At 67.7% G+C, this 22,427-nt stretch carries 24 protein-coding genes, 1 tRNA gene and 1 pseudogene; 12 read left to right on the top strand and 14 right to left on the bottom strand.

Annotated features, from left to right (window positions below; genetic code table 11):
* Positions 1–456: 456 nt before the first annotated feature.
* The 6 genes from BJF85_RS19305 to BJF85_RS19275 form a co-directional block, all read right to left on the bottom strand.
* Positions 457–1,878, bottom strand: coding sequence for a helix-turn-helix transcriptional regulator (locus tag BJF85_RS19305; protein WP_139320722.1), 1,422 nt, complete (start codon positions 1,876–1,878; stop codon positions 457–459).
* Between the two features lie 975 nt (positions 1,879–2,853).
* A complete protein-coding gene (locus BJF85_RS19295; protein ID WP_075849483.1) occupies positions 2,854–4,983 on the bottom strand; it encodes an FtsK/SpoIIIE domain-containing protein in 2,130 nt (709 codons plus the stop codon).
* On the bottom strand, positions 4,980–5,690 hold the full coding sequence (locus BJF85_RS19290; protein ID WP_187346935.1) for a hypothetical protein: 711 nt from the start codon (positions 5,688–5,690) through the stop codon (positions 4,980–4,982). Before BJF85_RS19290 ends, BJF85_RS19295 begins: the two co-directional genes overlap by 4 nt.
* 22 nt (positions 5,691–5,712) lie before the next feature.
* The gene (locus BJF85_RS19285; protein WP_075849481.1) at positions 5,713–6,039 is read right to left on the bottom strand and encodes a hypothetical protein; all 327 of its coding nucleotides are present in this window, start codon (positions 6,037–6,039) and stop codon (positions 5,713–5,715) included.
* Positions 6,036–6,404 (bottom strand): WhiB family transcriptional regulator, encoded by a 369-nt coding sequence (locus BJF85_RS19280; RefSeq protein ID WP_075849480.1) that lies wholly within the window; start codon positions 6,402–6,404, stop codon positions 6,036–6,038. Before BJF85_RS19280 ends, BJF85_RS19285 begins: the two co-directional genes overlap by 4 nt.
* Entirely contained in the window at positions 6,401–6,715 is a 315-nt protein-coding gene (locus BJF85_RS19275) for a helix-turn-helix domain-containing protein (RefSeq protein ID WP_083666541.1), read from the bottom strand. Before BJF85_RS19275 ends, BJF85_RS19280 begins: the two co-directional genes overlap by 4 nt.
* A 312-nt stretch (positions 6,716–7,027) precedes the next feature.
* Here BJF85_RS19275 and BJF85_RS19270 point away from each other — a divergent pair, with 312 nt between their 5' ends.
* The 3 genes from BJF85_RS19270 to BJF85_RS19260 are packed head-to-tail and all read left to right on the top strand — an operon-like array spanning position 7,028 to position 9,338.
* Positions 7,028–7,411: a transcriptional regulator gene (locus BJF85_RS19270; protein WP_075849479.1), complete on the top strand. Its 384-nt coding sequence runs from the start codon at positions 7,028–7,030 to the stop codon at positions 7,409–7,411.
* 2 nt (positions 7,412–7,413) lie between these two features.
* Positions 7,414–8,994 (top strand): transcriptional regulator, encoded by a 1,581-nt coding sequence (locus BJF85_RS19265; protein ID WP_075849478.1) that lies wholly within the window; start codon positions 7,414–7,416, stop codon positions 8,992–8,994.
* On the top strand, positions 8,991–9,338 hold the full coding sequence (locus BJF85_RS19260; protein ID WP_075849477.1) for a signal peptidase I: 348 nt from the start codon (positions 8,991–8,993) through the stop codon (positions 9,336–9,338). Before BJF85_RS19265 ends, BJF85_RS19260 begins: the two co-directional genes overlap by 4 nt.
* A 28-nt stretch (positions 9,339–9,366) precedes the next feature.
* On the opposite strand, the gene BJF85_RS27500 is transcribed toward BJF85_RS19260, so the two are convergent.
* From BJF85_RS27500 to BJF85_RS19250, 4 genes are all read right to left on the bottom strand, one after another.
* Positions 9,367–10,404, bottom strand: coding sequence for a hypothetical protein (locus tag BJF85_RS27500; RefSeq protein WP_158057025.1), 1,038 nt, complete (start codon positions 10,402–10,404; stop codon positions 9,367–9,369).
* 93 nt (positions 10,405–10,497) lie between these two features.
* On the bottom strand, positions 10,498–10,698 hold the full coding sequence (locus BJF85_RS30495) for a GntR family transcriptional regulator (RefSeq protein ID WP_255375786.1): 201 nt from the start codon (positions 10,696–10,698) through the stop codon (positions 10,498–10,500).
* Positions 10,605–12,074 carry a site-specific integrase gene (locus BJF85_RS19255; protein WP_255375775.1) on the bottom strand — a complete coding sequence of 490 codons (1,470 nt, stop codon included), beginning with the start codon at positions 12,072–12,074 and terminating at the stop codon, positions 10,605–10,607. The genes BJF85_RS30495 and BJF85_RS19255 overlap by 94 nt, the downstream gene beginning before the upstream one ends.
* A gap of 81 nt (positions 12,075–12,155) precedes the next feature.
* Positions 12,156–12,228, bottom strand: a tRNA-Arg gene (locus BJF85_RS19250).
* 157 nt (positions 12,229–12,385) lie between these two features.
* On the opposite strand from BJF85_RS19250, the gene BJF85_RS19245 reads away from it, so the two are divergent.
* From BJF85_RS19245 to BJF85_RS28520, 8 genes and pseudogenes are all read left to right on the top strand, one after another.
* On the top strand, positions 12,386–13,036 hold the full coding sequence (locus BJF85_RS19245) for a response regulator transcription factor (protein ID WP_075849476.1): 651 nt from the start codon (positions 12,386–12,388) through the stop codon (positions 13,034–13,036).
* A gap of 92 nt (positions 13,037–13,128) precedes the next feature.
* Positions 13,129–13,817 (top strand): annotated as a pseudogene (locus BJF85_RS19240) (response regulator transcription factor).
* Complete coding sequence (locus tag BJF85_RS19235) at positions 13,814–15,244, top strand: cell wall metabolism sensor histidine kinase WalK (RefSeq protein ID WP_075849475.1); 1,431 nt, start codon at positions 13,814–13,816, stop codon at positions 15,242–15,244. Before BJF85_RS19240 ends, BJF85_RS19235 begins: the two are co-directional and overlap by 4 nt.
* Before the next feature lie 124 nt (positions 15,245–15,368).
* Positions 15,369–16,166: a DeoR/GlpR family DNA-binding transcription regulator gene (locus tag BJF85_RS19230; RefSeq protein WP_075849474.1), complete on the top strand. Its 798-nt coding sequence runs from the start codon at positions 15,369–15,371 to the stop codon at positions 16,164–16,166.
* Positions 16,167–16,174: 8 nt separating this feature from the next.
* On the top strand, positions 16,175–17,275 hold the full coding sequence (gene galT, locus BJF85_RS19225; protein WP_075849532.1) for a galactose-1-phosphate uridylyltransferase: 1,101 nt from the start codon (positions 16,175–16,177) through the stop codon (positions 17,273–17,275).
* A gap of 93 nt (positions 17,276–17,368) precedes the next feature.
* The gene (locus BJF85_RS19220) at positions 17,369–18,865 is read left to right on the top strand and encodes a S1C family serine protease (protein ID WP_369822226.1); all 1,497 of its coding nucleotides are present in this window, start codon (positions 17,369–17,371) and stop codon (positions 18,863–18,865) included.
* Positions 18,866–19,141: 276 nt separating this feature from the next.
* A complete protein-coding gene (locus tag BJF85_RS19215; RefSeq protein WP_075849473.1) occupies positions 19,142–19,642 on the top strand; it encodes a molybdenum cofactor biosynthesis protein B in 501 nt (166 codons plus the stop codon).
* 19 nt (positions 19,643–19,661) lie between these two features.
* Positions 19,662–19,940, top strand: coding sequence for a hypothetical protein (locus BJF85_RS28520; protein WP_187346938.1), 279 nt, complete (start codon positions 19,662–19,664; stop codon positions 19,938–19,940).
* Here the strand turns inward: BJF85_RS28520 and mscL are convergent.
* The gene (gene mscL, locus BJF85_RS19210) at positions 19,919–20,323 is read right to left on the bottom strand and encodes a large-conductance mechanosensitive channel protein MscL (protein WP_075849472.1); all 405 of its coding nucleotides are present in this window, start codon (positions 20,321–20,323) and stop codon (positions 19,919–19,921) included. The genes BJF85_RS28520 and mscL overlap by 22 nt on opposite strands.
* A gap of 32 nt (positions 20,324–20,355) precedes the next feature.
* On the bottom strand, positions 20,356–21,030 hold the full coding sequence (locus tag BJF85_RS19205; protein WP_075849471.1) for an SAF domain-containing protein: 675 nt from the start codon (positions 21,028–21,030) through the stop codon (positions 20,356–20,358).
* Positions 21,031–21,129: 99 nt separating this feature from the next.
* Here BJF85_RS19205 and BJF85_RS31595 point away from each other — a divergent pair, with 99 nt between their 5' ends.
* The gene (locus BJF85_RS31595; protein WP_369822225.1) at positions 21,130–21,384 is read left to right on the top strand and encodes a hypothetical protein; all 255 of its coding nucleotides are present in this window, start codon (positions 21,130–21,132) and stop codon (positions 21,382–21,384) included.
* Positions 21,385–21,403: 19 nt separating this feature from the next.
* Here BJF85_RS31595 and BJF85_RS31590 read toward each other — a convergent pair whose 3' ends face one another.
* Both BJF85_RS31590 and BJF85_RS19195 read right to left on the bottom strand, forming a co-directional pair.
* Positions 21,404–21,538, bottom strand: coding sequence for an FmdB family zinc ribbon protein (locus BJF85_RS31590; protein ID WP_369822224.1), 135 nt, complete (start codon positions 21,536–21,538; stop codon positions 21,404–21,406).
* 154 nt (positions 21,539–21,692) lie between these two features.
* Positions 21,693–22,292, bottom strand: a complete 600-nt coding sequence (locus BJF85_RS19195) for a 5-formyltetrahydrofolate cyclo-ligase (protein ID WP_075849470.1) — start codon at positions 22,290–22,292, stop codon at positions 21,693–21,695.
* Positions 22,293–22,427: the final 135 nt, after the last annotated feature.

Raw genomic sequence — 22,427 nt, 5'->3', positions numbered from 1 at the left:
CTCCGATGCCGGGCATTGAGGTCAGGACCTCGGCAACAGGGTGTTCATCGAGGATTTAGGTATATAAAGGAACATAGGTTGGCGGGACCACTCCGGCCCGGACGGTGGCCGGTGGGCCCGCGCCCTTCATGAGTGATTCTGGCGCGGTCGCGGCTGTCGATGCGGAACCGAGTGCCGTCATCGCTCCCGGGACGTTGGCGATCATGCCCCGCGGGGGTATCCGGGGCCGGGCACGGCTTGTCCATGGTTCTGTCCATGAACTGGCTCCGACCGTGCCTCCGGTGTGACGACGGAGGCCGCTGGTTCGCCGCTCTACCACCGGTTTCTGCTCCTGACGGGTGATTTTGCGGGTCATAATCCTGTGGCCGTCGCAACGACGACGGCCGCGATCCATGGGTATCGCAGGTGCGATCATTCCGCATTTGTGTCGTCGAGGGCCTCGCACTGGGCATCTTGTTAGGTGCCTCGGTTAAGTCCTTGGACGTATGCAAATAGTCCTTCGTTGTTCCAGGGCGTGCTCGCCGGACCCGGGCCGATTGGCCGACTGACTGTTAGCGCCGCGTGGGCCTCGAGGCCTTGTGCTTCCCAGTTGGCTTCGATGTCGCCGGCGAAGGTGGTCCAGAAGTCGGGGTTGTCGATGGTGGCGAGGCAGGCGCATTCGAGGTTGCCGCTGACGAGGTTGATGCCGAGGGCGGTGATCTCGAGGCGTAGCGCGTCATGGTGGTGGAGCCAGCGCATGGGTGCGGACAGGCGGCCCTCGTGGAGCGGCGCGAGTGCAAGTGAGGGGCCGAGCGTGCCGTCGAGATCGGTTCGGCCGAACAGTTCCTCCTCCAGCTCGCGGAGCAGTGAGACGCGGAACGGCGCGTCGGCGGTGGTGTCGGTGATGGGCTGGTGGAAGCCCTTGGGGATGACGGTCCGTTGGTTCGGAGCGTTCACTACGGCTGCGGATCGGTCCTGCAGCAGCACGGCGTAGTCGTTTCCGGGGCGGGCGATCGCGGTGAGGACAACAATCCCGCCGACACACAGGCGGTCCGACAGGCCCGTAACGGACGCCAGGTCGGGAAGGTAGCTGTCGCGTAGCGGGAGCGTGCCGGGCTCGGTGCGGCGTCCGTCCGCGATGGCGTCGAGGAGTTCGTTCTCGAGGAGGTCGAGCGTGAGGGCGTACTCGAGGAACTCGGCAACGCCGAGGCGCGTGTGGAGACCGTCGTCGCGAACGTCGATGTCGAGGATGCGGTAGAGGCTGTCGTTGGTCAGTCGGACGCCGGCGGCTTCGACCTCGGCGAGACGGTCGAGCGCTGCGGCTGGGTCGATCTCGACGGTTCCTCGCTCGCCCGTTGAGGTTTCGACGGTGCTGTGTTCGTGTTCGGAGGTTAGCGGCGTTTGCAGGTCGAGCCAGTCGGCTCGGGTGAGGATGCTCGTGGTGATGTCACCGTCGGTGTAGGTCGAGTACACGGGGTCGTCGCCGTAGTAGGCGCGTAGCGCCCGTGCGATCTGCTGCTGGGTGACGCGTGCTCGGCGAGCGCGTCGGGCTGGTAGGTCGCGACGTACCGAGGGCAGTCGGTCAGCGACGCTGCGAGCGCTCGCCCCCGACGGCCAGTCGAGGCGCTGGTCGAGCCACGCACATGCGTGAGCGATGTCCTTGCTGAGCGGTTCGGCTGGAGGTGCGGTGCCGGCAATGTTGAACAGCGCGTGCAGTTGCTCGGGGGTCTGCCGCAGGAGGCGTGCGAGTTTCGGCCGGAGGTAGGGAAGTGGTGTGTAGTCGCCTGCTTCCCAGCGGATGACCGTGGATCGGTCGATGTGCAGCGCGGCGGCCAGGCTTTCTTGGGTGTGGCCCGCCGACTTGCGTGCGGCCGCCAGGTTCGTCCGTCGACCGGACATCATGGGGCCTCCCCTCAGCTGCCGGGAACCATATTAGCAAGAGTGCGTTTCCACAGGTCAATCCGCTGAGTGCAACATTTGGTCGGCGAAGGTTCATCGTTTCTGCTCTGGGTCCCCGCCTGCAGTCGCGTTTGGGTTGGTCGCAGGCACCCGGTGCCGGGATGTTCCTGCCGGAGACGGCTCCGTTCCCCGACGCCGATGTCCGCGCGGTTTTCCCGGCCCCGGGTGCTCCACAACAGAGGAGGGGCGATGGCACCGGTAAGAGCCACAGCGACCGGAACAGCAGAGATACACGACGAGGGCACGGCGGCGACCTGGATGACTTGTGCGCCGGATCTGGTCGAGCACGTCGTCACCGACGAGTCGTTCGCGGCCGGGCGTGGCGAGGGAGTCTTCGACAGCGTGTGTGGGACACGCGTCGTAGCGGCGTCGATGCTCAGCGCGCCACGTACGAGGTGCTCTGTCTGCCGACGTCACGTAGTCGCACCTCACTACTCGGACAACGAAGGTCTGACACCGCGAGGGAAACCAGGCCGGGTCCGGCGGTTCTTCGGGAGGTGGTTCCGATGACTCCGTCGGAGCCACTGTTGCGGTTCGTCCGTCCGCTTCCCGGGACGGTGGGCGAGACGCAGCGGGTCTGTCACGTCGTCCCGGCCGGCCGGGACGAAGCGGCGCCACCCGACGTACTCGTCGCCTACTGCCGCGTGCAGTTGCCACGCGAGCGCGTCGAGTTCTTGTCGCAGGTTCAGGGGCAGCCGTGCTTTCCTTGCCTCGTTCGCATACCCATTCCGGAGGCGGTTGATCGGTGAGGGAGGGAGCTCACGGAGCTGTGAGCAAGGGCCGTCAGCGCCCCGGCCAGAGCGCTCCGATGAGACTGCGGGCGGCAGCTCCCTTGAGCCTGTTTGCGCTGGTCACGATGGGGAGTTGGGTAGGGGAGGGAGCGGGGGAGATCTCCCTCGCTCCCTCCCGGCTCCCTCACTCTTCTCCCCGCTGTGCGAGCGCCGTGTCGACGTCTTCCGCACGGATGACGTGGACGCCGCCGGACTTACGCGGTGTGATGTCGTGCTCGGCAAGGGCCGACTTCAGGCCGGAGAACGTCCAGCCTTCGTACTCGACCGGGTCCTGCTCGACCAGGCGAGTTAGGACGACTCGAGTGGGCACTCGCCGCTCGTCCTGCAACGCCGCCGCGATGTCCGCGAGGTGGTCGGCGGCTGCGCGCTCCAGTGCAGCACGTCGGGTCGCGTCGATGGTCCTTCCTGTCTCGTCGACGATCCCCAGTGCCCGTGTGATCACTGGTGTCACCATGTCGACCTCGTCCTCGAACGGGATGTAGAACGTGCGGATCAGGTCGAAGTTCTCGTCCGTGACGCCGACCGCCACGCACGTTCCTCGGTCCGTCTTCATGCGCAGGTCGGTCGCCCGGATGCCGGCGCGGTACTTGCCGGAGCCGAGCAGCCCGTCGTTGGCGATCTGGTCGGCGACGGAGAACGCCACGCCGCAGGACACGTTGCGTGTGACCTCGCGTGGAATGGAGTCCTTCGTCGGCGACTGTGTCGCCAGCAGGAGCACGATCCCGTATTTCCGGCCACGCTTGATGAGCCGAATCGCGAGTTCGGCCGCGCGCTTGCCGTACGTCGGGTGCTGGAAGAGTTCGTGGCACTCGTCGATGGCGCAAACCAGCGGATGTAGTCCCAGGTTGCGCTTGTCGGCCAGCTTGCGCGACACCTTCGGTGGTCGGCCGGGCTGCTCGCCGAGGACTTTGCCGCGACGTTCCATCTCCTGGAGGAGATCCTCGAGGGCTTCGATGGCGCTTTCGGCCACGGCGTCGTCGATGCCCATGCGATACCGCGCCGCTCGGGCGTCGAACGGGTCGAAGTCCGGCGACTCGCCCATCACGAAGATCCACAGCTCGGCCGTGGGGTCCAGGGCAGTGCCGAGCAGTAGTGTCCGCAGCGCTGCGGACTTGCCCTGGCCAGGCCTTCCGCCGATAAGCCAGTTGGCCTCGAGCAACGGCGCGTTGACGACGATGCCGCGCTGCGTCAACCCGAAGGGAACACCCTCGAAGACGTCGACGTGCCCGTCGTGCTGGAGCGGCCATTCGCCCGCTCCGCCTGCGAGCGCGCCCTTGTCGGACACCCACAGGTCCAGGACGCCGGCCTCGTCGCCCTCGGTAGGCCAGGTCTCGAGCTTCGCCCGGCCCAGGTTCGCAGCAAGCTTGTCCCGGCGGTCAGCAACCATGTCCGCCGTGGCACCGAGCGGGAGCCGCACCTGGGTATAGGTGCCATTGCCGTCCCGGCGTGCCGGCACGCTGTAGACCAGCTCGCCGCCGTTCTTGAAGAACGCGTTGAGTGGTCCGATGCCCAGATGCCCGAGTGCCTTGGACACCATGCGCTCGTCGATCCAGGAATCGGCGTCGTCACGGTCCGCGCGCGTGAGCCACCCGGCGCCGGGTTCATGGCTGCGCCCCTCCCACGCTGCAGCGACCAGCCAGCCGACGGGCCCCACGACCAGTAGTACGGACGTGAAGCCGACCAGCACGCTCCAGGTGACGTCGAGTACCTCGTACACGTTCACGAGCCACGGCCACATGTCCCGGCGATCCAGGAGGGAATCGACCGCCCACAACGACAGCGCGACAGGAACGAGAGCAGCCGCACCGATCGCACAGCGGCTCAGGACGATCGCGGCCCGGCCCCAGCGAGCCTTCGAATCGGCCCGCAGTGTCTCCTGGGCTGTGCGACGTGCCTCGGCGTCACCGGCGAGCCGTGCGGAGCGAGCGTCGGCTCGCAGGTCGCCGTAGGTGAACCATGTCCACGCTTTCCTGATCCACCGGCCGTGTCCGCGGATTACGAACCAGAGCAGCCGGACGATGTCGAGGGGGAGCTTTCGCAGGCGGTATCCGGCGACAGAGCGAACGCGTGTCATCGTCGAACCCGTCCACCACTCGCGCAGAAAGGTGGCGAGCCGTGTGAACGGTGACTTGCCTGATGCGTTCGTGGATGCGTCCTCGTCGATGAGTTCGGCGTCGAAGACCCTCGGTTCGAGGTAGTACTGTTCACGGCGCCCGTTCACGGCCGAGCGCTCACGCGGTTCGTGCGTGGTCATGACGAGCCCTCCTGTTCCGTGATCTCGGCAGTCAGAGCAGATGCGAGTCGAGAAGACAGGCCGCGGGAACACCCGGTGGTCTTGCGCACCCAGGCAGGAGTGACCTCGACATCCGGAGTCCAGGCGCGGCGCGCGTCGGCCAGGTAGTCGGCGAACAGCTTGCGACGACCCGCCGCCGAAGCGGAGTCCTTTGTGGCATTGGCTGCCGCTGCTGTCTCAGGTGCCGGTGTAACCTCGGGTGTCTGTGTTCCCGCGATACTCGCCACGAGCGTGAGGCGGTCGCGGAGGTCGGTTACGGCTTCGGCCGCCATGAACACCAGCAGCGGCGGCACCGAGTGCAGCACGATGCCGGACCATGAACCGGTCGCGAACGACGACCATGTGTTCATGACGTAGGTCGCGCCGAGCGTGAACCATTTCGCGCGACGAACCCACGGACCCATCGCAACGCCGTACCTGGCCGTCACCTGCTCGGCACGCAGGATCGCGATGAGTACGAGCGACACCGTCGGGTCGAGCAGCCATGCAGCAAGCCACGGAAGCGACCATGCCGGTGATCCGGCCGCGGCGAAGTGCTGAACGTTGGTCATCGTGAACGCCAGTCCGAGGGTGATGCCCACCCAGCACAAGCGGTCCACCTGAATACGCACGCGTTCGATCCGTGCCACTTCTGCGGGGGTGGCGGGTGGCCGCCCGGAGGCGGCCACCTGTCCCCGTCCTGCCGGCGGATCATCGCCGACCACCCCGCGTACGGGGAGCCTCCGATGTCGTCACCGTCACGGCCTTCGTGATCGCGTGAGCGGCGAACAACGCCGGAACCCCGAGCACGCCCAGCAGAAGGCCCTGATTATCGGGAGCGGCCACGAGTACCGCCCACTGGACACCCACGATCAACAGGGCTGTGACGGCAACCCGGCCGAACAGCGACAGCAGGCGAGCGCTTGGACGTTCGCTCTCCCGACGCTTCCGGCGCTTCATCGTCGCCAACTTCCACAGGACGACCACGCTGAGCACCGCTCCGATGGCGACCAGCGGCTGTACGAGTGATGCGTTCATTCGTGATCACCACCCTGGATGCCGTCGCGCCGATCCCTCCAGACCAGATACAGCGAGCGGCGGTCCTGTTCGGATAGTGCGCCCCACACTCCGGTCGTGAAGGGTCCCGACTGTCGGAGCTCCAGTTCGAGGCACATCTCCTGGACGGGGCAGTCCCGGCAGATCTCTTCTGCAAGTCGGCGATCGGTGGTGTCGTTGCCCGTCCATTCGGGGATGTCGCCGAAGGTGTAGAGCCACATGCACGATCCGTCCCGGCGCACGATGTGTTCGAGCACGTTCCCAGGCACATCGGTGTAGCGGTTGAGGTCTGCCGCGAGGGCCGACAGGTAGTCGTCGAAGTGATCGAAGTCCTCGGGCTTCCTCATCGCGCACCTCCGAACCGCGCGACTTCCCGCGCCGTGCGCCGCTGTTCGGCGAGGCGGCAGGGGTCGACGACGCTGCCCGTGGCCCTGGCCTCTTCGAGGAGCTGGTCGAGAGCCTCCGCGGGGACGACGTAGCGCGAGCGGAGTCGGATCGCCGGGAAGTCGCCCTCGCGGATGATGCGATACAGCGTCGACGCCCCGACTCGAAGAAGCTCCGCAGCTTCCTTGACGGTGTAGAACGCTGGTTGGGGTTTACGGTTTCCTGTGGTTTCCGGGGTGCCCTCTCGGGGCGTCTCGTTCTGGTTTATATCCATGGCTCCGATTCAAGGAAAAATCGATCCCATCAACCATGCATGACCAGTGCGGTACAAATGCAGAACCAATGCAGGACTCGTGCTGAATGGCATTTCTGTGTCGTTATTGGACGGGTTTTCGTCGCGTAGGCGGTGGCGTCTGCGTGGGTTGTTCAAGCTCGAGTCCACAGGCTAGAAATCGACGATTTCAGCGATCTATGAATGAAATCATCGATACTGTGGTTGAAGTGTTCTCTGTATGGCGGTTGGTCCGGCGGCCATGCATCTTCGTCCGCTACGGTGCGGCGCGGGAACGGGAACACGGAGGAGTGCGTGTCGGAAGACTGGGCCGCGGTCGCAAAGGCCATCAACGATCGCGTCAAAGAGCTCGGCTGGCGCCAGCGTGAATTGGCGGAACGGTCGCAGGTTTCCTCGGCAATCGTCCGTGAAATTCAGCGGAACACGGTCAACCGGAAACGTAGTCCGCGAACCCTCGAATCGCTGTCGACCACGTTGGGCTGGAATCCCGGTTATCTCGACGCGATTCTGAACGGTCGTCGGCCGCCCGAAGACGATTCTGGGGACCAGGGCGACGCTATTGCGGAGAGGCTCGAACAGCGCATGGATTCACTCGAGGGCCGGCTCTCGCGAATAGAAACGGGGCTGGCGACTGTCATCGAGCAACTGCGCGAGCTGACGAGCCGGCGGGACCGCTGACCATGCCGACGGAACCGTGGACCGGACGCACCGCGTGTGCTCTGCAAGGCGCCCTGCGCCTCAGTCATGAGCGGTTCGCCGAGTACCTGGGAATCGGCGTCCGCACCGTCGCATCGTGGCATCAGAACCCTGCCATCACGCCGAAGTCGGATATCCAGCAGCTGTTGGACACCGCCTACGAGCGTGCATCGGCATCGGCTCGCAAGCGGTTCTCCGACGAGCTCGGCGAACCCGCCGACGTGGACGAGACGTCCAACCCGTCGGCGCATGCGGACGCCGAACGCCGCCTGACCGCTGACCCGCACATCAGTGCCGCGCTCGAATGGCTCGATACATATAGCGGCGGGGAAGCCGGCACGCATCGCCGGCGGGTAGCCGAACGGCTGGCGTCCATCGACGTCCGAGACCTCCGCGATCGCGGCACTCGACGCGGCGGCGTCACCTCGACACAGGTCGCCCACGCGCTGGAGCAGTACTACGGGCAGGCCACCGACGGCTACGGCCGTTACACCGCAAGCATCGCTGATAAGCACGTCAGCACGACGATCCTGACCAGACCGGAATGGCTCGACCTCGCATGCCCTCTCGTAACGACGTTCGACGGCCTGGTGTTCAACGAGCAGGACCGAGGAGCGTCGACGGTCGTCGATGAGCTGACCACGGACGCAGCCGTGACACGTCTCGCGGAGACACTCGAGCTCGGAACGCGGCTCGTGAACATGCCGCTGTACGGGCTCGAGAATATCCAGGTCGGCGCCGATGGTATCGGCGGTCGCGTCGGAGTACTGCCGTTCGTGGAGTACGCGCTGACGATGGACCTGCTCGAAGGGGAACTCCTCGACGCGCTCGCAAGTGGGAACGGCCCGCCCGCCGCCGGCGAACTGCCGCTGCGGGACCGTTTCCTGCCCGAACTGTCGTCCGTCGTCGACCCCAGCAGCCGAGTGTGCGCGGGCGGTGCGCTCGCACTCTGCGCCATCGCACGTCCCGCGGGGCTGCACGGTGAAGCGGACTATCTGATCCTCGTCCAACAACGGTCCGGCAACGTCCTCAACGCCAATCGCCAGCTCTCGGTCATCCCCAAGGGATTCCACCAACCAATGGCGGACCTGCGCGGCGACACGCGGCTCGGACTGACACTCCTGCGGGAGACCGAGGAAGAGCTGTTCGGGCGCGACGACATCGACAACACCCTCGGCGACCAGCGAAGCGCCGATCCCATGCACCCCAGTCGACTGACCGACCCGATGCGCTGGCTTCTCGAACGGCCCGTCGGCGAGCGGATCAGGATGGAGTGCACCGCATTCGGCTTCAACCTCGTCAGCGGGAACTACGAGTTCCCCAGCCTGATCGTCATCGAGGACGAAGAGTTCTGGGTGCAGTACGGCGGCCAGGTGGAGGCGAACTGGGAGGCGTCCAACCTGCGGCGATACTCGACGCGTGACCCGGAGCTCCTGGCAGAGCTGATCAGCGAGGTAACGTGGAGCAACGAAGGACTGTTCGCGTTCCTGCAGGGCCTCCGACGGCTTTCCGAGATCGGCGGACAGCGCGTAAAGCCGCCGTCGATCGCATGGGAGACACGGTGACCGAAAGCTGGCACACCGGCAACGCTGCAGACGACGGCGCCGACACGCGAGGTTGGATCGTCGGTCACTTCCTCGACCCGTCGCACGGCGTCCGCTCCACCAGTGATGTCGAAGTCAAGTGGGCCACCCACCCTAAGGGCGACAAGCGCCCTGGCTGGACCACTGACGACCAGCGCACCACCCTCGTCATGCTCATCAACGGCCACTTCCACGTCGAGTCCACGCAAGGCCAGGCGATGTTCACGCGTCCCGGTGACTATGCGACCTGGGGGCCAGGCGTGGACCACACCTGGGAAGCTCTCGAAGAATCGGTCGTTCTCACCGTGCGGTGGCCATCCGTCTGAGCACGGCAAACCGAGGTGGCTGGCGTCCTCAGCGTTTCCGTCTGTACTCAAGATATTTGACGATCGCTTGCCCGCCGGTGGCGGCCCCGGCTAGCAGGAACCCCGCGGACGTAGGCATGTTGATCGTCCTGGATACGAGGAAGGCGAGAACTGGTAGTGCAATAATAGAGATAATGACCGGAGGTGACAGTTTGTACCAGCGCCACGACCATGTCTTTAGTGGCTCGGAGCTGTAACCGCACCGTGTTGGATAGTGTCTTAGTGACGGTTCCAGATTGGTGGCGGGGTTTGGGGTCATCATTGAAGTTGAAATCCCGATGAGGAGCTTTTTAAGGTCGTCGCGGGCCTTCTGGTTACCGACGATCGGCGCGTTCGTTAGTCCGTGCAGGAGCGCTACCTTGAGCTTGTCGCGGACGATCGTGTCCCCGTTCTGATGCCCCCGTCCGTCGATACCGATAAATTGGCCCGGGATGGTTGTTGCTGCTCGTCTGAGTTTTGATCGAAAATCTCGTACTCCTAGGTGTGCCCACCTGGACGGGTTTCCGAAGCGACAAGGTTTCGCATCTCCGGAGGCGACTGCGTTGACTTCGCGGATGGACTCCAGAAGCTGTTTGACCTGAAGCTGGATGCGATCTCGTGCGTAGCGCGATCCCCACATCTTTGCGACGTGGATGATTATGACGAGTAGCAGCGAAAAAGCGAAGAAAAGTGCTGGGGAACTCATCCTTTCGGTGTCTCGAGGGGACCGGGTCAATCCGGCTACCGGCGCTGTGCCAATGAGAATGAAGATGCTTGCGTAGATTGCCCTATACTCGGCTCGATGGGCGCTCCATCGCATCTTTTTTGCCAACTTCGGAGTGATCAGTTTTTCGTCTACTAGTGGTTCGAAGGTGTGCAGGCTGTGTGTCCGATAGGTATCTTGTGTCTCACGTTTAATCCATAATCCAATTGATTTTAGTACTCGCCTGGGAAGGGTGGGCTTCTTGTGTTTGGGATGTGATTCCGAGCCGCTCCCTTCGAGGTCGCTCGCAGTTCCAAATTGGGAAATTTGAGATTGCGCTGTCATGGCGCCGGATATTAGTCGCCCACTGGTGAGGGTGAGTCGGGAATGGTGCGTCTTCAGCCGAGCGGAGCAGTGTCCCTGGGGGTGGTTTCGTGGTTAGCTGAACCGTCTCGTACTGGTGTCCACCTCGGGTTCGGATGGCTCCGATGGGTAAGTCACCGTCGCACGTTTGCCGCGGCTCGCCGCTACGTAGCCCGCTGACTTCAGTTCCGCGATTGCGCGGTGCGCTGTTCCTGTTGACACGTGGTAGCGGGTCGCGAGTTCACTGACAGGAGGCAACATTGAACCCGGTGACAGAAACCCGGCCGAGATTGCGCCACGGATGTCGGCGGCGATCTTCTCGTAGGGGTTCGTCGACTCGGCCTCGGTGTCGGTGTCGGTTTGGACGTTGCCGTCGGAGTCGATGGTGACCGGCGCTTGTGGCATACGGGCTGTGAACGTGCCGGCCGCACGTTGGTCGGCTTCCGAGACCCATGCCGCGTAGGCGCGCAAGGTCGTCGCGCCACGCTGCCGTGTCCGAGACGGCCCGCCACGGTGCGCGGGTCGACTCCGGAGGCGATCAGTTCGGTGGCCGAATAGTGGCGCAGCTGGTGGATGTGCATGTCCCAACCAAGCGCCTTGCACATACGCCGGTAGCGCTGCGAGACCGTCGATGGTTTGACCCAGGTTGAGTGGTCGACCGATGCTGAGAAGACGCGCCCGTCATCGGCCAGCTCGGCGCCCACCGACGCCGCTTCCCGATCGCAGTGTTGGCGGTATGCCCGCAATAGGGCGACAGTTTCTGCGTCGAGCGCGATGCGGCGTTGCTGATGGGTCTTGGTGTCCTTCTCCCACGTGCTCGCCCCGTCCTGTGCGATGGCGGTGCGGATCCAGACCGTGGCTTGATCGAGTTCGAGCTGGTCCCAGCGCAGGGCGCAGAGCTCGCCGCGACGTGCCCCGGTGGTCATTGCGAGCCACACGAACATGCCCCAACGCAGTTCCTGGAACGCACGGTTGACGATCTTCGCTGCTTCCTGCGCCGTTGGGGGCTGAGGATTCGCCTGGCCGCCGCGTGGCGGTTGTGCCTGGTCGAGAGGGTTGACCGTGGTCCACCGCCACCGGAGCGCATCCTTGAACGCCCCGCTGAGGCACCAGTGGATCTTGCGGATGGTCGCTGTTGCCAGAGGTTGGTGCTCGTGGGGCCGGCAGCGGTCCGTGCAACGGTGGGGTCGGCCATGGTCGTGTTTGACGTCGTGCTCGACGAACTGCCGGCCTCCGCAGTGCGTCCGGCAGGTGCGCAGCGTTCGGTAGAAGGAGTCGATCGTCTCGGCATCGAGCTTGGCTAGTGTGAGCTTGCCGATCAGCGGTCGGACGTGACTCCGGATGACTGTTTCGTAGCGGCGCCGGGTGGTGGTGTCGACATCCAGCAGCTCAAGGTAACGATCCATGAGCTGGTTGACGGTCGCATTCGTGCGTGGACTGCGCTGCTGGTTGACCTCGTTGACGAGCTTGATGCGGACGTTCTCGGCTTGCTTGGCCGCGTCGGGACCGGCCGGGACTGTCTCACGGAGGTAGTGCCTACGTCCGGTCATCGCGTCGATACCGGCGTAGACGGTGACGCGGAGCGCGCCGCTCGGCAGGGTCTCGACCCTGCCTCGGGTTCGCTGCGCACTGGCTTTTCCGCTGGTCGCCATGGTGCGAGGTTACGGCACCTCGCACCATGAACGGCACCACGCGGACCGAGGCTTGCGTCTAAAAATCGCCTCTGACCTGGGCGCCCCCGGCAGGATTCGAACCTGCGACACCCGCTTTAGGAGAGCGGTGCTCTATCCCCTGAGCTACGAGGGCTTGCGCGGTGGAGTCTAACCGCAGCGGGACGAATGTTTGTAAGTGGACCATACGGATCGCCGCGATCGCCTAGGCTTAGCGAACTACCGCCCGGTAGCACTGTCGCCGACGGCGTAGGACCTTGTCCATCCCGTTCCCCCCTCCGGGAGGCAAACCGTTGATCACAGTCATGCTGGCCGACGATGAGGAGCTCGTGCGCCAGGGTCTGCGCGCGATGCTGTCCGCGGCGCCCGACATCGAGGTCGTCGGCGAGGCCGCCGACGGACGGTCGGCGGTCGAGACGGCGAGACGTCTGCGTCCCCAGGTCGCGCTGCTCGACATCAAGATGCGGCAACCCGACGACGGCATCCGCGCCCTGCGCGCCATGCAGAGCCTGCCCGAACCGCCCCGCATGGCCATGCTCACCACGTTCGACGTCGACGAATACGTGAGCCTCGCCCTGCGGTTCGGCGCCAACGGCTTCCTGCTCAAGGACATCGAACCCGGCGTGCTGGTCCGCGCCGTGCGCGACCTGTCCCGCGGCGGCGCCGTGCTCGACCCGAGCGTGGCCGCCCGCATGGTCAACGCCCAACGCGACGAGGCCCGCGCCGCCGCACCGGCCCGCCGCCTGCTCGCGTCGCTGTCCGAACGCGAACGCGAGGTCGTCGGCCTCATCGGGCAGGGCATGTCCAACGCCGAGATCGGCAGCAAGCTCCACCTGTCCGAGGCCACCGTCAAGGGCTACGTCTCGGCCGTGCTCTCGAAGATCGGCGCCGCCAACCGGGTGCAGGCGGCCCTGCTCGCCTACCGCGGCGGACTCGTCGACTGACATCGGGTCGGGCCGGGGACGTGATCGGGCCGACACCCCGGCGGGCGCCGGCATTCAGGTGCGTCTCAGCCACACCCGACACACTGGTGGCCATGCGCATACTCGTTGTCGACGACGACCGGGCCGTGCGGGAATCGCTCCGGCGATCCCTCGAGTTCAACGGCTACCAGGTCGACGTGGCCAGCGACGGCGCCGTGGCACTCGAGATGGTGACCGCCGACCGACCGGACGCCATGGTCCTCGACGTCATGATGCCCAGACTCGACGGCCTCGAGGTCGCCCGCAGGCTCCGCAGCGGCGGCGACGACCTGCCCATCCTCGTGCTCACCGCGCGCGACGCCGTGTCCGACCGGGTCTCCGGCCTCGACGCCGCGCCGACGACTACCTGCCCAAACCCTTCGCTCTCGAGGAACTGCTCGCCCGACTGCGGGCACTGCTGCGCCGCGCCGCAGCCGAGGCCGAACCGCAGGGCACCGGGTCGCTCTCGTTCGCCGACCTCACCCTCGACCCCGACACCCGCGAGGTGCGCCGCGGCGAACGCGAGATCAGCCTGACCCGCACCGAGTTCACCCTGCTCGAACTGTTCCTGACCTACCCGAAACACGTGCTCACCCGCAGCCGCATCCTCGAGGAGGTCTGGGGCTTCGACTTCCCCACCTCCGGCAACGCGCTCGAGGTGTACGTCGGCTACCTGCGCCGCAAGACCGAGGCCGACGGCGAACCGCGGCTCATCCACACCGTGCGCGGCGTCGGCTACGTGCTCCGGGAGACCCCTCCGTGACCGGTCCCGACCCCCACGGCACGCCCGTCGACGACCCCACCGCCGGCGACCCCGCACGGCCACCGAAACGGACCTCGCTGCGCACCCGCGTCGTCCTGCTCGCCGCGCTGTGCGTCGGGGGGACGGTCGCGCTCGTCTCGCTGGTCACCTACCTGACCGTGCGCAGCAACCTCTACGACCAGTTCGACAACTCCCTCACCGAACGCGCCCACGCGGCCGCCGCCAGCGTTCCCGTGGTGTCGCGGTTCCAGAACCTGCCCTCGGCCATGCTCGCCAGCGGCGACATCGAGATCGGCCTGCTCCAGGCAGGCGGCGGCATCGTGCTGCCGCAGGGCGGCGCCGAACCGCCGTCCGGCAAGCCCGAGATGGCCGTCGCGCAGGGGCAGGCCGAATGGTCGCTGCGCACCGACGACGCGACGCACATGCGGGTCATCGCCGTCAGCTCCGGGTCCGGCCAGGCGCTCGTCCTCGCGCAATCGCTTGCGGAGACCGAACGGACCCTCCGTGACCTGTCGTTCGTGCTGTTGCTGTTCGGCGGCATCGGCATCGTGGTCGCCGTCGGCGCCGCCACCGGCGTCGCACGGACCGCGCTGCGACCCGTGCAACGGCTGACCTCGGCCACCGAACGCGTCGCCAGCACGATGGACCTGCGGCCCATCCCCGTCACCGGCGACGACGAACTGTCCCGCATGACGCAGAGCTTCAACACCATGCTCGCTGCCGTCGCCGACTCGCAGGCACAGCAGAGCCAGCTCGTCGCCGACGCCGGCCACGAGCTCCGCACGCCCCTGACCTCGCTGCGCACCAACCTCGAACTCCTGCTCTCGGCCAACAAGAGCGACGCCCCACCGCTCGACGAGCAGGTGCGCGGCGAGATTGAGGGCGACATCCGCGGCCAGCTCGACGAACTCACCCAGCTCATCGGCGACCTCGTCGAACTGGCCAGGGACAGCGGACCGCAGGAGATGGAACAGGTCGACCTCGCCGACGTCGTCGAACGCGCCCTCGACCGTGCCCGCCGCCGCGCCGGCGACACCGAGTTCGACGTGCACCTGCAGTCGTGGAGCCTCATCGGCGACCCCGGCGTGCTCGAACGCGCCGTGCTCAACCTTCTCGACAACGCCGTGAAGTTCTCGCCCCCGGGTTCGGTCGTCGGCGTGGCCCTGCGGCCGCTCGGCGACGGCACCGCGGTCGTCGAGGTCGCCGATCGCGGCCCCGGGATCGATCCCGAAGACCTCCCCAAGGTGTTCGACCGGTTCTATCGTTCTGCGGAGGCGCGCACCATGCCCGGCTCGGGGCTCGGGCTGGCCATCGTGCGCCAGGCCACCGGACGACACGGCGGCATCGCCTTCGCGGCGCCCCGGGACGGTGGTGGCACCGTGATGACGATGCGACTGCCGGGAACGTCGCCCGAACAGCCTGCCTGACCAGGGCTGTCGCGGTGGCGCGCGTGCGCCGCGGCCACGGGCTTGTTCGATGCTGTAGGATTTTGTGTAGTTGGGTTGATTTCCTGGGTGTCGGCGCGTCCGATGCCGGACGGCGGGAGACGAAGTGCTGGCGCGGCAGCGACAAGCGATCATCCTCGAGGAGGCGCGGCGTACCGGCGCGGTTCGGGTCAGCGAGCTCGTCGAACGCCTCGGCGTCTCCGACATGACCATCCGCCGCGACCTCGACGTCCTGGCCGGACGCGGTCTGGTCGAGAAGGTGTACGGCGGCGCGACCACCCTCGACGACCGCAGTACCGACGAACCCGGTTTCGAGGCGAAGTCCCTCCAGCAGCAGGACCACAAGGAGGCCATCGCCCAGCGGGCCGCCGAACTCGTCAAACCCGGCAGCGCGATCGGCCTGTCCGCCGGCACGACCACCTGGACGTTCGCCCGCGCCCTCGCCGGTATCGCGGACCTGACGGTCGTGACCAACTCGGTGCACGTCGCCGACGCGCTGCACGAGGCGCAGCAGCCGAACCGGACGGTGATCCTCACCGGCGGCGTGCGCACACCCTCCGACGCGCTCGTCGGCCCCGTCGCCGTGCAGAGCCTGCGCAGCCTGCACCTCGACCTGGTGTTCCTGGGGGTCCACGGCATGGCCGACGGCCCCGGCTTCACGACCCCGAACCTCACCGAGGGCGAGACCGACCGCGCGCTCATCGACGCCGCGCGCAAGCTCGTCGTGCTGGCCGACCACACCAAGTGGGGCACGGTCGGCATCTCCACGATCGCCGACCTCGCCGACGCCAGCGTCGTCGTGTCCGACGAGCACCTGCCCGAGGACGCCAGGAAGACGCTGTCCGAGCACGTGGGCAGCCTGCAGATCGCCGAGGTCCCGGTCCGCCGCGAGGACGACGCGTGAGCGGCACCGTGCGCACGACCTCCAGGCGGCTCGCCGACGGCAGGGAGATCGTCTACTTCGACGAGAACCCCGACGCCCCGCCGCGCACCGCTGCCGACACCCGCGACCTGCCGCAGGTCTCGGCCGCCTCGGAGATCCGCCGCGACCCCCTGACCGGCGAGTGGGTCGCGATGGCCGCCCACCGCCAGACCCGCACCTACATGCCGCCCGCGGACCTGTGTCCGCTGTGCCCGAGCACGCCGGAACGCCCCAGCGAGGTGCCCGAGGGCGACTACGACGTGGTCGTGTTCGAGAACCGCTTCCCCTCGTTCGCCCAGGGTGTCCCGGACGCCGGCCCGACCACCGTCGGCGATGCGGGCATCGTGCCCGTGGCGCCCGGCACCGGGCGGTGCGAGGTCGTGTGCTTCACCAGCGATCACGACGGCTCGTTCGGCAGGCTGACGCCCACGCGCGTGCGCACCGTCGTCGACGCGTGGGCCGACCGCACCGCCGCCCTGTCGGCGACCCCCGGTGTTCGGCAGGTCTTCCCGTTCGAGAACCGCGGCGAGGAGATCGGGGTGACGTTGCCGCATCCGCACGGGCAGATCTACGGCTACCCGTTCGTCACGCCGCGCACCGAGCGCATGCTCGCGACCGCGGCCGCCCACCGCGACCGGCACGGCACCCACGTGCTCGGCGACGTCCTCGCCGCCGAACGCGCCTCGGGCGAGCGGATCGTCGCCGCGGGCGAGCACTGGACGGCCTTCGTCCCGCCCGCGGCGCGCTGGCCGGTGCAGGTGCAGGTCGTGCCGCACCGGCAGGTGGCCGATCTGACCGAACTGACCGACGCCGAACGGGACGACTTCGCCCGCGTCTACCTGACCGTGCTGGCGCAGTGCGACGGCCTCTACGACCGTCCGCTGCCCTACGTCGCCGGCTGGTACCAGGCGCCGACCGACACCGACCGCGAGCTGTCGTGGCTGCACCTCGAGCTGTTGTCGGTGCTGCGGTCGGCCGACAAGCTCAAGTACCTGGCCGGTTCCGAATCCGGCATGGCGGTGTGGATCAACGACTCCACCCCGGAGCAGATCGCCGAACGCCTGCGCACGGCCGGACCACCGGTGCGCTGAGCCCGGCCGCGCCCGGTGGGTCCGGGGCACATCCCCGGCGATCCCACAGGTGGATTTCAGCCAGTTCTCAGGACCGTGTCCCATGATGGAGGCATGAGCGAGAACGACCCCACCTTCGGGAGGTACTCCGATACCCCGGCGCCGAGTATGCCCGCGCAGGACGGATCGGGCCGCGAGCAGGGCGCGACCGGGTCGGCAGGCGACGCGGCGCCCAACCCGTGGTCGGTCGAAGGCGCGGCCCAGGGTCAGCAGGCCCAGGGCCAGCAGGCGCAGGGCCAGCAGGCACAGAACCCGCAACCGGCCCAGCACCAGCAGGCGCAGGGTTCCGAGACCGGGCAGGCTCCGCAGGCCGGGCAGAACCCGTACGCGCCCTACGCCGCCTACCCGGGCCAGCCGGCGCAGCAGGGTTTCGGTGGCGCCGACCAGGGCACGAATCCCGGCACCACCCCCGGCTCGAACCCGTACGCCCCGCCGGGGCAGAGCCCCTATCCGGGCGGCTACGGAACGTTGGGCGGCCAGACCGGCTCGATGCCGCCCGTCCAGGACGGCTCTCGGTCCAGCGGCGGCGGGCGCAGCGGCAACACCAAGCTGATCGTCGGTGTGGCCGTGCTCGCCCTGCTTTTCGGCGGCGCCGCCGGCATGGTCGGCGGATCGCTCACCGCCGGTGACAGTGCCACGGGACCCACGGTCAACTCGCTCGACCAGGAACGGCCCGCCCGGCAGACCGGTAACGCCGAGAACGGCAGCATCGAGGCGGTCGCCCAGGACGTCAGCCCGAGCGTCGTCCAGCTCAAGACCGTGAGCGGCGAGGGAGCCGGCGAGGGGTCGGGCTTCATCATCAGCGACGACGGGCACATCCTCACCAACAACCACGTGATCGCCGGCGCCGCAGGCGGCGGTGGGCAGATCCAGGTCGTGTTCAACGACGGCCAGACCACCAACGCGAGCGTCGTCGGCCGCGACCCGACGACCGACGTGGCGGTGGTGAAGGCCGAGCGTGCGAGCAATCTGCCCGCCGTGGAACTCGGCCGTTCCGACGACCTGCGCGTCGGCCAGCAGGTCGTGGCCATCGGCTCGCCCTACGAGCTCGCGGGCACCGTGACCTCCGGCATCGTCAGCTCGTTGCAGCGGCCGGTGTCGGCAGGCGGGGGCGGCGACCAGACGACGGTGATGGACGCGATCCAGACCGACGCCGCCATCAACCCGGGCAACTCGGGCGGACCGCTGGTGAACATGCGGGGCCAGATCATCGGCATCAACTCGGCGATCTACAGCCCCTCGTCGGGGATGAGCCAGCAGGAGGCGGGCAACGTCGGTATCGGCTTCGCCATCCCGATCGACCAGGCGCGGCGCACCGCCGACGACATCATCAAGGACGGTCACGCCACGCAGACGTTCATCGGTGCCACGGTCGGCAACTCCCGGCAGGGTGGTGCGGCCATCGCCGACGTCGAGCCCGGCAGTCCGGCCGAGGAGGCCGGTCTCAAGGGCGGCGACGTCGTGGTGCGGATCGGCGAGCGCAACGTCGAGGACTCGGACACGCTCGTCGCCGCGATCCGTACGAGGCGCCGGGTGAGCAGGTCACGCTGACCCTCGAGGGCGGCCGGACCGTCGATGTGACCCTCGGAGGCCAACCGGTCGATCCGAATTGAGGACGCTCGGCCGCCGACAGCGGCCGAGACCAACCACCGCCCGCCGCGGAGCCGAACCCGTGACCGGGTGCGTGAAGACCGCGCGCGAGCCGGGAATCCCTTCCGTCCGGCTCGCGCGCGGTCGCGTGTGGAGCGTGTCCGCCGCGTCGGAGACGCGGCCGACGCGAAGCGCGGCATACGCGCGATCAGCGAACCGAGCGATACGGTAGGAGCCATGGAACGGAGTGCACAGCGGCTCGGCCGCGCCCTGGTGGTCGTGGTCGACGACCGCACCGCCCAGCGGGAGACCGACGACTCGACCGGCCGACTCGTCACCGAACTCCTCGAGGAGGCGGGATTCATCGTCGACGGTTCGGTGGTCGTCCGCGCCGACATCGTCGAGATCCGCAATGCGCTCAACACCGCCGTCATCGGTGGTGTGGACCTCGTGCTCACCGTCGGCGGCACGGGTGTGTCACCCCGCGACGTGACGCCGGACGCGACGTCGGGTGTGCTCGACCGACCGGTGCCGGGCATCGCCGAGGCGCTCCGCTCGTCCGGGCTGGCGGCGGGTGCCGTCGACGCGGGCGTGTCCCGCGGCCTGGTGGGCCTGTCCGGCAGCACGCTGGTGGTCAACCTCGCGGGGTCGCGCCCCGCGGTGCGTGACGGCATGGCCACGCTGTCGACGTTGCTGCCGTACGTGATCGGCGAGCTGTCCGGCCTGGACGGCGACTGAGCCGGCAGGACGCGACACCATGACCGAAACGGGCGGATCCGAATCCGCGGCAGACGACGCATCGTCCGGCAGAGCCGACGGCCGGCGCGCCGGGCCGCCGGAGACGCCGGAGACGCCGAAATCGTCGCCTGCGTTGCGTCGCAAACTCGCCGAGGTGTTCGGCGAGGTGCTGCCCGAGACCACGTCGACGAGCGGTCCCCGCGTGGCGGGTCCGGCTCGTCCGACGACTGGTACCGGGAGAACCGGCCGCCGCATCACGACCGGTGAACCCGCTGATCAGCCCCGGTTGCCGGCCTGACGGTCGCGCAGCAGGTCGCGGATCTCGGTGAGCAGCTCGACGTCCGTCGGCTCCACCTCTTCCTCCTGGCCACGCTTGCGGCGTTCCTGGAGCTTCTGGAACGGCATCACGACCAGGAAGTAGACCACCGCGGCGATGATGACGAAGTTGATCGCCGCGTTGATCACGGTTCCGAAGTCGAGGAACGTGCTCTGGTTCTCGGCCAGGATCCGGAATCCGAGTCCCTGCGCGGCATCGCTGCCGCCCAGTGCGTTGATCAATGGCTGGATCAGGCTCTCGGTGAACGCCGTGACGATCGCGGTGAAGGCGGTACCGATGACGACTGCGACGGCAAGTTCGACGATGTTGCCGCGCATCAGGAATTCCTTGAAGCCCTTCAGCACGCTCCGCTCCCTTCCACATTGGACTTGAATGGCTATCGGAGCGTAACCGTCACGGGCTGGGACAAGGACACCGCAGCGAGGCGTGCCGCAGGGTCGGGTCGCGCGGCGACGAGCACGAGCGGGCCCTCGCCCGCGCCGTGGGCCGCGATTCCGGATCCCGCGTCGGCGGAGCCCGGACCATCGGACGCGGCGACCGACAACACCGGAATGTCGCTGGCCAGCACCTGTTCGCCGCCCTGCTCGGACGCGCCGGAGCCGAGTGCCACAATGTCCACTCTGGACCCGGGGTGCAACAGGGGAGCGAGGTCCGCATCGGCCAACCGGATCGGCACGGTGACCGTTCCCGCAGGGGTCGGTGCCCGGTCCGCGAGTCGGGAATCGGTGACAGGTTCACCCTCCCGAGCGACGCCCATGAGGCGCTGCCCAGGGATTTCGTCCGATTTCGTGAGCGCGCCGCGGGGATGGGCCGCCGCGGGGAGGTCGACCGTACGCACGTCGGCCTCCTGCAACGTCGCCCCGAGCGGGACATCCCGGGCGAATACCAGAATCGGACGTGTGGCGTCGTCGTGTGCGGTGGCGGGCCGGGTGGCCAGCGCGACCGCCAGCAGCAGGAGTGCGACGGCGAGCACGCGGCGCAGCACCGGAATCGGTCGCGCCCGGACGGTCGCCGTCCAGCGTGTCAGCGCACGCGTGACGTTCGTGGTCATCCACGCCCCCGGTTCGGATCGGGCCGGGCGCTCGTCGCCTCGGCCCGATCGACGCTAGGAGGGCGTCACGCCGGTTCGGAAGTACCGATTCGCGAACCTGTGGACAACTGGGTCGATGTGGACAACTCGGCTCAGGGAGCCGCGGGAGCCGATGTCGACGTGGAGGATGAGGACGACGAACTCGACGAGCTCGACGAACCCGTCGAGCCGGACGAGTCCGACGAACCGGAGGAGGTGCTCGGCGAGGAGGAGGAATCGGAGCCGGAGGAGCTCGACGAGTCCGTCGAGGAGGACGCCGCCGCCGTCGACGAGCCGCCCGTGCTGCCGCTACCGGAGCGGGCGTCGTTGCGGTAGAAACCGCTGCCCTTGAAGATCACGCCCACCGCGCCGTAGAGCTTGCGCAGGACGCCTGGCATTCGGGGCATTCGGTCAAGCTGTCGTCGGAGAACGACTGAACCACCTCGAACTGGTGGCTGCACTGCTTGCAGGCGTACTGGTAGGTCGGCACAGGTGCTCCTTCAGGCGTTGGCACTCGACTCCACAGAGTGCTAACGAGATTGTGCTGCATCGCATTCCGTGGAGGCAATCAGGCCCAGGTCACACCGGAACCGGTGGACGGTACGCACGCGCGGTCACCGTGGGCCGTCGACGGGCGGCCGGCGTCACCCCGTGGGGTCGAGGTCGACCAGGCCGTGTCCCGGGGTCAGCGCGGCCGACATCCGCACGTCGTGGGGTTCGGCGGGCAGTCGTTCGACGAGCTCGTCGTCGCGGACCAGTGCGATCAGCCGCACGTCGTCGCGGGCGAACACGAGCGAACGGTCGTAGTGCCCGGCGCCCCTGCCGAGCCGGGCGCCCCGCCGGTCGACGGCGAGCGCGGGCACGAGCACGAGCTCCGCGTCGCCGATCGCCTCGGCGCCGAGGCGCGGCCCGCCCGGTTCGAGGATGCCGCGGTACGAGCCCGGCACGAGGCCGGCGGTGCCGGTGTACTCCGACCAGTCCAGCGGTCCGCGTTCATCCGGCACGATCGGCAGCAGCACCCGCGCGCCGCCGTCGCGCAGCACGTCGAGCAGCCCGATGGACCCGGGTTCGGTGCCGAACGGGACGTAGCAGCCCACGGTGGCGGGGCCGGTCGCGGCGATGAGCTCGCCGACGCTCGCCGCCAGCGCCTTGGCCTCGACGACCTGCTGTTGGGCCGACACGGCCGCCCGTCCGCCGGTGATCCGACGTCGCCAGGTGCGCTTGTCGAGGTCCTCGGTCGTCACGGCGGTCCTTTCCGGGGGTCGGCGACGTCGGTTCGGGGTCGATTGTCCGGCTCGACGGCCGCGTCCGTTCACGCGGATGGGAAGCTCACGCGGGCGCGCGATCGCCAGCTGTCGTCAGGCGCCTGTCATTGTCGG

Origin of the sequence: Saccharomonospora sp. CUA-673 (genome assembly GCF_001942305.1) — a bacterium.
In the GTDB taxonomy this organism is placed as follows: domain Bacteria; phylum Actinomycetota; class Actinomycetes; order Mycobacteriales; family Pseudonocardiaceae; genus Prauserella.
Note: the sequence above shows the minus strand (reverse complement) of the source record. Positions and strands in the feature narration are given on the sequence as shown.